Origin of the sequence: Streptococcus sp. 596553, assembly GCF_900411395.1 — a bacterium.
Lineage (GTDB): Bacteria > Bacillota > Bacilli > Lactobacillales > Streptococcaceae > Streptococcus > Streptococcus mitis_BA.
This window is the reverse complement of the sequence record NZ_OXCQ01000006.1, coordinates 38,563-50,647: the sequence shown is the minus strand read 5'-3', so window position 1 is coordinate 50,647 and position 12,085 is coordinate 38,563. Positions and strand designations below refer to the sequence as shown.

The 12,085-nt window shown below is 38.7% G+C and carries 9 protein-coding genes; all 9 read right to left on the bottom strand.

Annotated features, from left to right (window positions below; genetic code table 11):
- The 9 genes from dltB to glpK all read right to left on the bottom strand — a co-directional run bounded on the left by dltB (position 1) and on the right by glpK (position 11,955).
- The gene (dltB, locus tag DSY56_RS07165) at positions 1 to 1,245 is read right to left on the bottom strand and encodes a D-alanyl-lipoteichoic acid biosynthesis protein DltB (protein ID WP_112444714.1); all 1,245 of its coding nucleotides are present in this window, start codon (positions 1,243 to 1,245) and stop codon (positions 1 to 3) included.
- Complete coding sequence (gene dltA, locus DSY56_RS07160; RefSeq protein WP_112444712.1) at positions 1,242 to 2,792, bottom strand: D-alanine--poly(phosphoribitol) ligase subunit DltA; 1,551 nt, start codon at positions 2,790 to 2,792, stop codon at positions 1,242 to 1,244. Before dltA ends, dltB begins: the two co-directional genes overlap by 4 nt.
- A 20-nt stretch (positions 2,793 to 2,812) precedes the next feature.
- Entirely contained in the window at positions 2,813 to 2,944 is a 132-nt protein-coding gene (locus tag DSY56_RS07155) for a teichoic acid D-Ala incorporation-associated protein DltX (RefSeq protein WP_000813667.1), read from the bottom strand.
- A 309-nt stretch (positions 2,945 to 3,253) separates the two neighbouring features.
- On the bottom strand, positions 3,254 to 4,432 hold the full coding sequence (locus DSY56_RS07145) for a ryptide export MFS transporter (RefSeq protein WP_112444708.1): 1,179 nt from the start codon (positions 4,430 to 4,432) through the stop codon (positions 3,254 to 3,256).
- A 211-nt stretch (positions 4,433 to 4,643) separates the two neighbouring features.
- The gene (locus DSY56_RS07140) at positions 4,644 to 6,221 is read right to left on the bottom strand and encodes an ATP-binding cassette domain-containing protein (RefSeq protein ID WP_050073592.1); all 1,578 of its coding nucleotides are present in this window, start codon (positions 6,219 to 6,221) and stop codon (positions 4,644 to 4,646) included.
- A gap of 357 nt (positions 6,222 to 6,578) precedes the next feature.
- On the bottom strand, positions 6,579 to 7,442 hold the full coding sequence (locus DSY56_RS07135) for a helix-turn-helix domain-containing protein (protein WP_112444706.1): 864 nt from the start codon (positions 7,440 to 7,442) through the stop codon (positions 6,579 to 6,581).
- Positions 7,443 to 7,804: 362 nt separating this feature from the next.
- Entirely contained in the window at positions 7,805 to 8,509 is a 705-nt protein-coding gene (locus DSY56_RS07130; protein WP_112444704.1) for an MIP/aquaporin family protein, read from the bottom strand.
- Positions 8,510 to 8,578: 69 nt separating this feature from the next.
- On the bottom strand, positions 8,579 to 10,405 hold the full coding sequence (gene glpO, locus DSY56_RS07125; protein ID WP_112444702.1) for a type 1 glycerol-3-phosphate oxidase: 1,827 nt from the start codon (positions 10,403 to 10,405) through the stop codon (positions 8,579 to 8,581).
- 41 nt (positions 10,406 to 10,446) lie between these two features.
- Entirely contained in the window at positions 10,447 to 11,955 is a 1,509-nt protein-coding gene (gene glpK, locus DSY56_RS07120) for a glycerol kinase GlpK (RefSeq protein WP_050256796.1), read from the bottom strand.
- Positions 11,956 to 12,085 lie beyond the last annotated feature (130 nt).

Sequence of the window (12,085 nt, the reverse complement as noted above, 5' to 3'; positions counted from 1 at the left end):
TTATTTTTTAAACCATAAATCATTCAAAAATCCAGAAAAGATTAAGAATGACAGCATGACGACATGGAAGGTGACAACCATGCCAAGCAACTGAATCCAGCGATTCTCAGGTAGAGCAGCTTTCCCTGCTTTTTTCCGTTCCTTATTAAGCGTTTTTTTCTTACGAATCCAAGCGTCATTGATAACCAGTCCAATCCCATGAAAGAGTCCATAGGCGATATAGTACCAAGTCACTCCATGCCAAAATCCCATAATCAGCATATTGACAATGTAGGCCACGCTTGAGGTTACATTGCGATTTTTAAAGACCTTCTTTCTGGTCAATACCATGACCATTCGCATAAAGACAAAGTCACGGAACCAGAAAGAGAGACTCATATGCCAGCGATTCCAAAATTCCTTTAAATCCCTTGATAAAAAAGGTTTGTTAAAATTGATGGGACTACGAATTCCCATCAAATTTGAAATGGCTAAGGCAAACATAGAATAACCTGCAAAGTCAAAGAAAAGTTCCAGACCAAAGGTATACATAACCGCTAAAGCATAGATGTTAAAGAAGCCACCTGACTGCAGGGCTAGATTCTTCAAAGGGGGCAACAAGGTCTCTCCTAAAACATGAGCCAGGATAAACTTATACAAAAAGCCCCACATGATATAGCGAACAGATTCATCCAGCATATCCATCAACTCATCCCGCTCAGGAATGGCCTGATAATTTTCATTAAATCGCTTAAAGCGATCGATTGGGCCACTTGAAAAAGTCGGCATGAAGAGAAGGAAACGAAGGAATTCCCAGAGGGTAAAATCCTTAATCACTCCATCTCTCAGCTCGATGATAATCCCAACCGAACGAAAGGTCAGGTAAGAAATTCCCAAAAATCCAAGCAAAGACTGCGTTCCATTGATAGCTGGTTGCACCTTGACAAAGATAATCGGAAGGAGGGATAGAAAGCTAACTAGGTAGAAGACCCACTTGCCATCCTTACTTTTTCGATAATGCTTGTAGAAAAGCAGGAGCAATATTTCCCAGCAAAGGTAAATACCCAAGGCAACTAGTTGATTGGTCTTCCCACCTACCAACATGGTGACAATAAAGAAGAGACTTACCAGCACTTCATACCAGGCAAAGCGTTTCTTGAAAAAGAGACCGATAAAGATGGGCAAGGTTGCAGCAATCACATAGACAAAATACTGAGGATTCCCATATGGCTCTAAATGAGGAAGCTGTTGAAAGAACTCCATCATCTCTTGTTCACCTCGTTGATCAATCCTTTGATGTCAATCTTTCCATTTGGAGTCAGTGGCAAACTGTCTCGGTAAAGGAATTTAGACGGCATCATGTAGGACATCATGATGTCTGTTAAATCTTCCTTGATAGCCTTGGTAATATCGATATCACGCTCAAACTGCTCACGCACACCATCTTTTAAGATGACATAGGCCAACAAATTTTGTACCTTGTGTTCCTTATTATAGCGCGGTACTGCAACAGCAGACTCGATAAAGCGAGACTTATTGAGGTTTTGAGAGACATCTTCTAACTCAATGCGGTAACCGTTAAACTTAATCTGGAAGTCCATGCGTCCGCCGTAGAGAAGCAAGCCTTCATCTGTCATAGTTCCCACATCTCCTGTATGATAGGCTGGCAGACCTTCAAACTCAAAGAAAGCTTCCGCTGTTTTTTCAGGATTGTTCATATAGCCTTTTGAAACAGCTGGCCCAGAAACAATGATTTCTCCCTGTTGACCATTTGGTAGTTTATTTCCTTCCTCGTCAATGATAAAGGTTGGAGAATCAGCCTTGGTATAGCCGATTGGTAGACGTTTGAGAGTCACCAACATCTCGTCTGTCACAGCAACTGCTGACAAGGCTACTGTCGCTTCTGTTGGACCGTAGGCATTGATAATACGAGCATTTGGGAAACGTTCGCGCAGTTTTTGAGCCGTTTTAACCGTCAATTCTTCACCATCAAAGTAGAAATGCGTGATACCAGGCATTTTCTCGCTATTAAAGTCTTCTGACAACATGGCCATATCTGCAAAAGAAGGGGTTGATGTCCAGATAGCGATTGGCAATGAAAAGATGGTCGCAAAGAGTTGCTTAAAGTTCTGAGTAATGGCTGAAGGAAGGGCAAAAAGCGTACCACCCAGTGCCAAGGTCGGCGCCCAGTACATGACAGACAGGTCAAATGAGTAAGGTGGCTGAGCCAGCATTTGTGGACGACTTGGCGTCGCAAATTCCTTGTCCGTAATCATCCAATTGGTAAAGCTGAGGAGGTTATCATGTGAAATCTGCACTCCCTTAGGCTTACCAGTCGTACCAGAAGTAAAGATGATGTAGTAATTATCATCACCCTTGACTGGATGCGTGATCTCATAGCTATTTCCTTGAGCAAAGGCTTCCTTAACCTGAGCTAGAGTCATCATTGGTGTAGAAACCTGCTCCAATGGGAAGTCTGAGATCGCAATAATCAAACTTGGCTCCGCTACTTCTAAAATAGCTGAAACTCGCTCCAAGGCCGAATGGCTATCAATTGGAATGTAGGCGTGACCTGACTTAGTCAAGGCTACAAAAGTTGCCAACATTTCATATTCTTGGCCACCAAAAACAACCACAGGAGACTTTTCAAGCAAGCCTAGTTGGTCAATGGCTGTAGCCAAACTATCCGAATCAGCCTTCAAATCGCCATAAGTGTGTTCCTGCCCCAAAACATTGTAAACAGGATAGCTAGGCTGGGTCTGAGCAAAATGCTCTATGGTTTCAATCATATCTACTATTGGTTTATGTGACACAATAGGAATTCTCCTTCAAGTTAAAATTCATTATAGATAAAGCTTCCTTGACCCTGACCAAGATAGCTAAAGAAGTACAGCAGCCCCAGAAAGATAAGAAAATACAAGGCTGTCCGACCAAGAAAGAGGTACAATTCTTTTCTCTGTTTCATAAAGAAAAACCATTCATTTCTGTAATTTTTCGCTAAAATAAGAGTGATTCTTACTAGCTTATTTTTCTACCATTGTACCACTTTATATAGTATTTTTTCAATTGTTTACCGTAGATTTTCATTATATTTAAGCTAATTTTAAAATTATGCAGTTTTTCTATGTATATTTCAAATAGAGTGATCCTGGGCAAAAACTCAATTTCAGTAGAAAATGAGGTAAATCTTTCCATAATAAAACGCACAATATCAAGTTTTCAACACCTGATACTATGCGCTTTTCTAATTTCTCAAGACTTTTTAACCAGTCTCTTATTTAAAATAATCTCGTCTGATATAAATTAAAATAGCTTCTATCATCAGACAAATGGCTGATAGCCAAAAACTGATGCTAATACCAAAACTCTCAGTAATATAGCTCATTAGCAAAACAAATACTGAAAATGCTAATGTCGAAATCACTTCAAGAACAGAATAGACATTAACCAAATGATTTTCCTCTACTGTTTCCTGAAGAAATACCCTTTCAGGAACTTCTTTTAGCTGCGATAACATACCAACTAAAGCTGAAAATAATAAAAACATCTGTGCATTTGGAAAATATAGAATAGTCAGTGTCACTATTGCCATGGCTACAAGAGGAAAAAGAATACTTTCCCATTTAGCAGCAAGGAACTTTTCAGATAGCCTAAAAGCAATTAAGCCACTAATTATAATACCAATAGAGTATGCTGTATTAGAATATCCCCAGTAACTTTCCGTTTTATTTAATAACTCAGTTACAAAAACAAGTATAATGGAAGAAACCCAAATCGTATTTGAAAAAATTTCCAATAAATTTGCTGATACAAAAAGTCTTAATCTAGGATCTCTAGCAACTAACTTCCAACCTTTGAGCAAAATTTCAAGATTAGTTTCTGACTCTAACACCTCCACTTCAGCGTTAGGCAGAAATAACATCAGAAAGCTAGAAATGATATACAACATTAAAATGATAAACGTGGTAGGTAAAAGACCAATTGTTGCAAATAAGAGTCCACCTAATCCCCAACCCACCAATTGAACAGCTTCACCACTCATTGATAAGGCTGAATTAGCCTTACCCAAATCGGTCGCATAGCGTGGCACAATAGCATAGGAAACAGGTGCGGCAAAACCATCTAATATTGAAATTGCCACAACAAATAGATAGGTCACCAAAGGCGCTACTGATTGCATTACGGTAAACATTCCTACCAGTATCGCCAATAATATAGTCTTTCCAAATTGAGATAAAGATAAAACCCTATTTAGCGCTAACCTTTTAGTAATCAACGGAACTAAAAGACTTGCAACAAAAGAGGATATCCCTATTAAAATGGGAACTAGTGATGTGGCAATTACTGATTTTGAAATAATGTATATGTTAGCAATGATTGTTACTCTAAAGAAAATATCTGCTAAATTTGCAAACAATTGAGAGACTAACAACTTGACAAATGAATTAGACATGTAGCGCTCCTATAACATAAAAATATTTAACTGATAAATGGTATAGTAGACTTTGTTTGATAACTATTTGACACAAGATTAGGTGGTCAGAAATTGAATTTTTAACATTCCAACTTAGCCATAGTTTTTAGTTTTCACATCTTTAAATCAGCTAAAACAATCCATAATATAGCATATATATTATAACTAGCAAGATGCCGAACAAGTCTATTTATTTTATTCTATATTTTCCCAAATCAATTACTTGATTATAAACTGTTTCTGAATCAATATGATGAGCAACTTCAATCAAAATGATAGGCAACTGCAAAAGTAACTGGCGCACTTGATATGCATTGTCCTTGTCTAAGGATGATGTAACCTCATCCGCCAACACAATGTCTTTTTGTCGAAGCAGACAGCGAACTAATTCAAGTCGTAAACGTTGTCCGCCTGAAATGTTTTCTCCATTATTTATCAGTTGATAATCCAAGATATTGGTGATTTCATTCGTTAATCCAACTTGTTCTAGGCAACAGAGTAATTCTTTATCTGAAATCTCCTGTCCTAATGTTAAATTTTCTCGGATTGTCCCATGTCTGAAAAATGGATTCTGAGAGATATAAGCGACATTCCCTTGATAATGAGTAAATTCTCGACCTGATTTATCACGTACGATAATTCTACCACTATTCGGACTTATCTTTCCTGCTACCAACTGTAGGAGAGTTGACTTTCCGGTACCACTAGCTCCCTTTATTAAAACTTTACTTGGCTTAGTTAATCTAAGTGACAAATCATAAAAGAGCACTTGCTCTCCAACCTGTTTTGAAACGCCCTCCAAAACTAGCTCAGCTAAAGATTCGACTGTCGGATATGATGTTTCTAAACAAGATTCTTCCAATAATGAAAATATTTTTTCTTTCACTGTTTGCGATCGCTGTATATCAGATATGCTATACATAATTCTTTGAATAGGTCCGCTAAGATTCATTGTAGCTATATACATAGAGACCAAACTAGCTGTTGTTAACTCTATACCGCTCTTTTGTAATAAAAGACCAAGTGCAAGAGGTAGTACCTGACTAAGGAATTCTAAAGGACCATTGAAAAAATAAACGACATTGCTAGTCCATTCATTTTTCCAACGAGCATTCTCGTAACACTCGTTGTTTTTTCTCATCTTAGCAAAGTTTTCTTTACTAGCGCCATAAAAATATATCGTATCTGCTCCCTTAAAAAAATCTCCTACAGATAGATGAAAAGCTTTTTGCATTTCCGAAAAATTTGCACCACTTTTCATTAAACGATTATTCATTACCCATTGAGGTAATGGTCGAAGAAAAGAGAACACGATAAAAACAATACCAAGCCAAAAATTTTGCACCAAAATAAAAACAATCGTTGTACAAAGTATAAAAACTCTTCCAACTATCATATCCAAGGGTAAAAAGAAGCGATTATAGAGCAGTTCCATATCTTGTGTAACAATTGAAACTTTTTCATCATATACAAAGTTTTCTTTCAAAAATAATTTCTTAATAAGCTGATCTTTTAAACGAATTTGAAGATGACGTTGCAGATTATTACTAACAAAATTTGCTAGCAACATCGTGCTATAAAAAAACAGGTGTAAACACAGACCGTATAAAACAAAGTATGAAATTGTACCAATTGTAAGTTGCTCTTCACGAATATTCAATAGCTTATCCAATAACAATGGCTTTATTAGAGCCATTCCGCTATTCAAAAGCACTCCTATTAAAAAATAGATAAAAATATTAGTTTTAATGTATTTTAGAAATTTCATAAATAAGCCTATCTAAAAGAAAGCGAATAGATATAAAAGCCTCAGTCTAAAAGTTATAAACAAATTAACTCCAACTGAGACTATACAATAATTTAATTAACCTATATATGATGCTGTTTATTAAGAGTGGTTATTGTTACTATTGAAAAATAATTCTCCTGTTTCACTTTTCTTTCTTAAAATATATGGAGATAGAACTTGCATATTAAATACCTCAAAATTCATAATTATGGTGACAACTTCGAAAAATCCTATCGCTCAAATACAATGAACTGATAAAACAACCGTAATTGAAATTTCTAAAGACAATTCTACCAAAATATTATTTCGAGATAGTTCCTTTCCCATATCTGCACACTACCCTTTATCTGCTAAAATTTTTTCTAAGTGCCTTTCATAATTCTTTGCCAAATGGTTACTTCCCGCTAATTTCATTGCTCCAATACACTTCCTCATTTCAATAATTGCTTTACAATCCATCTCTTTGTTGTATCGATACAGATGCTGTGCATACTGAAACACCAACCGTTCATAAATTTCTATCTCGGTGAAAAAGCATTGATTCAGTTGCTTTTCAAAATATAAAGCATCAAGAAATTTTCCTCTTTCAATACATGTGATATATCCGTTTAATAGCATAGATGAAATCAATCGTCTATTATTAGGAATTTCTTTATAAAAATCAGAACGTCTAGACATCTCTCTAGCCAAAAGCATGAAGACATCGTGTTTTAGGACATCTAACGTATTTGAAAAAATCAATAATTCATAGTATCCCCAATATTCAACACTAAATAGATAATCAGTTAGATAAGATAAATCATCACCAGAATAATAAGCTTCTCCCGATAAATCTTGTAAACGAATTTTTAATAAAATAATGTTAAGCTTATGAAATTTCTCTTGTTTAGAATCTGACTCCATCTGAGAATAAAGTAGTTTTTTCAACCCATCAACATCATGATTTGATACAAAATGCCTAACCTTTGATAATAGTTCGTTCAGTTCATCACGATGAAAATCATGAACAGCATACATAAATTCATCAATAGGCATGTTAATTTCATCCAAAATAGCCATAAATTTTGAAATGGTTAAATCAGTCTCTCCCTTTTCAAAACGTGAGAGCTGTGATGTTGATATACCAGCTTTTTCGACATCTTTTAAGCGAAACCCTCTAGATTCTCGAAACTTTTTAAAAATTTCTCCAAATTTTTTCATAATATCTCTCCAACAAGCATATATGGGAACAGTTTTTGATTTTTAATATTTTAGCATAAAATAGAAGAAAATAAAAGTGAGGTATTTCACATGAAAAAGCAAAAACTATTGTCTTTATTCTTCCTACTTTTTGAAGGAATTATTATTATCGTTGTTGGCTAGTACTAAGAAATTAGTTACTAAAATACTTACATCTTCAATCGAAAAAAGAGACTGGAGAAAAAGTCTTAAAAATCAGAAAAACGCATAATATCAGGTATTGAAAACTTGATACTATGCGTTTTATTGTGAGAAGATTTACTTCATTTTTTCCTGAAATTGAGTTTTCGCCCAAGCTCTAGCAATAATAGTTATTTTCTAAACTAGAAAAGGGAAAATACAAGAACAGCCAATGCTGCACCAATAACAGGTCCCACAACAGGAATCCAGGCATAAGACCAGTCTCCGTCTCCCTTGTTTGGAATTGGTAAAATGCTGTGCATGATACGAGGTCCAAGGTCACGAGCTGGGTTCAAGGCATAACCTGTTGTCCCACCTAGTGATAGACCGATACCGACAATCAAAGTCCCTACTGCAAAGGTTCCGATACCTGCCTGAAAATCGTAAAGACCCAAAGCAAAGATTGTTAATACCAATACAAAAGTTCCAAGGATTTCACTGATCAAGTTTGATACAGTATCTTTGATGGCTGGTCCAGTACTGAAGGTGGCTAGGATATTGCCTGCATTTTCTTCTGCCTCATAATGCGGTTTGAATTGCAACCAAACCAAAATCTGACCGAGCATAGCCCCTGCAAACTGAGCTAGGATGTAAGGGAAAACGGAAGTCCAAGGCAAGTCACCTTTTAAAGCTACACCGATGGTCACAGCTGGGTTTAAATGAGCTGGACTGAGCTTGCCAGATACAAAGACTGCAACCGCAACTGCAATCCCCCAACCCATAGTAATCACAATCCAACCTGAGCTGTTGCTCTTGGTTTTTGGAAGAACCACACCTGCAACAACACCATTTCCTAGAAGAATCAGGATTAAAGTTCCCAAAAATTCTCCAAATAATTCATTCATCATCTTTTTGTCTCCATTAAAAAGAAGGGACGGGCGACAAGGAGTCCTGCCCTCCACCTCTTTTATTTTTTCTTAATTTTTTAATTCTGCTAAATCGTTGTTAGCGAGAGCAGCTTCGACATCCGCACGGTAAGCTGCTTTTTCCTCTTCTGTCCAGTCATAGAATCGTCCCATTTCATCCAAAACTGGCTCAACGATGCTATCCAAACTATCACGCATAAAGAGCATATGGTTGGTACGACGAAGAAGGAAGTCAACTGGGCTCAGAGCCAACTCGTTGCGCATTGCATAGTGAAGTGATAAAGTATCTGCCAAGCTAAGTCCTGGCGCTTGTTCCAAACTATGAGCAAGAGCAAAGACTTTCGGTGCATTTGAACCGTAGAGATTTGCTAGGTAATGAGCTTCCTTGCTATCCAAACCACGTGACACTCCAAGTTGCGCAAAGGCTTCGATTTCTGAGTCCACATTTGCTGGGTTCAATTCCCCACCTGAAACAGGGTAAGTCTTAGAATTGATGAGTTTAAAGCTACGGTCAAATTCTGCTTTGAGGATGTCAACCACGCGCTCCATAGCTCCTTCAGCCATCTTACGGTAGTCTGTGATTTTACCACCAGCAAGAGTCAAAAGGCCATTATCATCACGGTCCAAGCTCGAACCACGAGAAACTGCAGATGGATCCAAATGTTTCTCAGAGGTACTGCTTTCAAGCTTGCTGACAGCAGCCTCGACGTCTTCACGAGTTTTTTCTTTAGAGAGGTAAGACTCAACAGTCGCGATCAAGTTGTTAAAGCTTTCATCACTGATAGTTCCGTTATTCCCTCCATTGTAGTCAGAAGCGCTATTGCCTGCGATCAATGGACGAAGACCTGCCCAGCTACTTTCAATGTCAGCAACTGTAATATTTGCTTCTGGGAAGCGGTTGTTGACAATGCCAAGTAGATAATCTACATCTTCCTGAGTCACTTTCGGATGTTCCAAATCACCTGTGTAGTCTGTATCAGTTGTACCGAAGTAAGTCTTGTTTTCACGTGGGAGAACAAAGACCATACGACCGTCACCCAAGCCTGTGTCAAAGTAAACTGGCTGTGAAACCTTGATCTTGCTTGAATCCACTACCAGGTGAACTCCCTTAGTTGGACGCATTTGTGAGAATTGGGTTCCCATATTAGACAAATTGCGTACTCTGTCGCTCCAAGGACCTGTTGTGTTAATCACCAGACGGGCCTTGATTTCAAAGGCTTGGTCTGTCAAGAGATCACGGGCTACAACACCTGTAATCTTGCCGTTTTCGTCAAAGAGGAAGCCTTCTGCCTTCACGTGGTTGGCAATGAGGGCACCGTCTTGGTTGGCACGTTTGATGTTTTCAATCACGAGACGCGCATCGTTGTTACGGAAGTCAAGGTAAACCCCGCCTCCTACCAAGCCTTCTTTCTTCAAGTTTGGCTGGCGTTCCAAGACTTCTTCCTTGCTCAAAACCTTGTTGGCAGCTGGTGTGTTGTTAACTCCTGCCAAGAGGTCGTACAAGTCCATAGCTACTTTAAGACGGAAGAGGCTAAAGGTCGCTCCATCCTCGTCGTAAACTGGCAAGAGCATTGGGTCCGGTTTTGGAATGTGTGGAGCAATTTGTTGAACCACTGCACGTTCTGAAACCGTATCTGAGACCACTTCTACGTCAAATTGCTTAAGGTAACGAAGTCCTCCGTGAACCAATTTAGTTGAACGGCTAGATGTCCCTTCTGCGAAGTCTTGCATTTCAATCAAACCAGTCTCAAGACCACTGGCTGCCGCCTGCAAGGCTACACCAGCCCCTGTGATTCCTCCACCGATAATCAAGAGGTCCAGGGTGCGTTCCTGCATTTTTTTAATTGATAATTCTCGTGTTTTCTTTGAAAATTCCATATTTACACACTTTCTAAATAAATTGCTTTATTCTGCCAGTATTAGTCGTCTACTTCCGCAAAGACTTGCGTTGCTTTTACAGCCTTCTTCCAGCCCTTGTAGAGTTGTTCCTTGCGCGATTCGTTCATAGATGGCTCAAAGAGTTCTCCTGTCTCGTTCAAGAGTTTCAACTCATCCAAGTCTTTCCAGTAGCCTACTGACAAACCTGCTAGGAAGGCTGCTCCTAGAGCTGTTGTTTCCAAGTTTTTGGCGCGTGCGATGTCAATTCCTAAAATATCAGCTTGGAACTGCATGAGGAAGTTATTCATGGCTGCACCACCGTCTACTTTCAAAACTTGGATAGCTGTCTGAGCATCCACTTGCATGGTGTCGATGATGTCACGCACTTGATAAGCAATAGATTGCAAAGTTGCCTTGATAAAGTCTTCTTTACTTGTTCCACGAGTCAATCCAAAGACAGAACCGCGAGCGTTTTGGTTCCAGTATGGTGCTCCTAGTCCTGTAAAGGCTGGAACGACATAAACTTCATCATCATTGTGAGAATCACGAGCGTATTTTTCAGATTCTGGTGAATTTTCAACCATGCGAAGTCCATCACGAAGCCACTGAATAGCACTTCCTGCGATGAAGATAGAACCTTCCAAGGCATAGTAAACCTTGCCGTTGATTCCGTAACCAATGGTTGTTAAGAGGTTGTTTTCAGATAACTGCATTTCTTCACCAGTATTCATGATGATGAAAGAACCTGTTCCGTAAGTATTTTTAACCATACCTGGTTCAAAGGCCAACTGTCCAAAGAGGGCTGCTTGTTGGTCACCAGCCATACCTGAGATTGGCACTTGTCCACCGTAGAAATGGAATGGGGCTGTCTTACCGTAAATTTCAGAGTTAGAACGAACTTCCGGAAGCATAGCCTTTGGAATATTGAGGATTTCCAAAATCTCATCATCCCATTTGAGTTCTTTAATGTTATAAAGCATGGTACGAGCTGCATTTGAGTAGTCCGTCACGTGAGCCGCACCGTCAGTCAATTTCCAAACCAACCAAGTATCGATGGTACCAAAGAGCAATTCCCCTTTTTCTGCTCGCTCTTGAGCGCCTTCTACATGATCCAAAATCCAACGAACCTTGGTAGCAGAGAAGTAAGCATCGATGATCAAACCAGTCTTTTCATGGAATTTTTCCACATAACCTTGGCTTTTCAGTTGTTCAGCCAGAGGAGCAGTTTGGCGTGATTGCCAAACGATAGCGTTGTAGATAGGAAGTCCTGTTTTCTTATCCCAGACAACCGTTGTTTCACGTTGGTTGGTAATCCCGATTGCTTCGATTTGATTTGGCTTGACACCACTTTCGATGAAAGCACCTGCAATAACTGACTGAACAGAGTTCCAAATTTCATTGGCATTGTGCTCAACCCAACCTGCCTGAGGGAAAATCTGAGTGAACTCTTTTTGACTCGAGCTAACTTTTTCTCCTTTTTTGTTGAAAATAATGGCACGAGAACTTGTAGTTCCCTGGTCAATGGCCATAATGTATTTTTCTTGTGACATGTGCTGTCCTCCTGATAAAGATCTTGAGGTGTTTCCTCTTTACACTTACTAGTATACAAAATAAAGCGCTTTCTTGTTCATCAACTTTTTTTAATTTTAAAAAAAATGTGAGGAGATTGTGTGAATTTCA

Excerpts from the sequence above, each read along its gene's own strand:
- dltB (WP_112444714.1), bottom strand. The coding sequence starts at position 1,245 with ATGATGGAGTTCTTTCAACAGCTTCCTCATTTAGAGCCATATGGGAAT.
- DSY56_RS07145 (WP_112444708.1), bottom strand. The coding sequence starts at position 4,432 with ATGTCTAATTCATTTGTCAAGTTGTTAGTCTCTCAATTGTTTGCAAAT.
- DSY56_RS07135 (WP_112444706.1), bottom strand. The coding sequence starts at position 7,442 with ATGAAAAAATTTGGAGAAATTTTTAAAAAGTTTCGAGAATCTAGAGGG.
- glpO (WP_112444702.1), bottom strand. The coding sequence starts at position 10,405 with ATGGAATTTTCAAAGAAAACACGAGAATTATCAATTAAAAAAATGCAG.
- DSY56_RS07130 (WP_112444704.1), bottom strand. The coding sequence starts at position 8,509 with ATGATGAATGAATTATTTGGAGAATTTTTGGGAACTTTAATCCTGATT.
- DSY56_RS07140 (WP_050073592.1), bottom strand. The coding sequence starts at position 6,221 with ATGAAATTTCTAAAATACATTAAAACTAATATTTTTATCTATTTTTTA.
- glpK (WP_050256796.1), bottom strand. The coding sequence starts at position 11,955 with ATGTCACAAGAAAAATACATTATGGCCATTGACCAGGGAACTACAAGT.
- DSY56_RS07155 (WP_000813667.1), bottom strand. The coding sequence starts at position 2,944 with ATGAAACAGAGAAAAGAATTGTACCTCTTTCTTGGTCGGACAGCCTTG.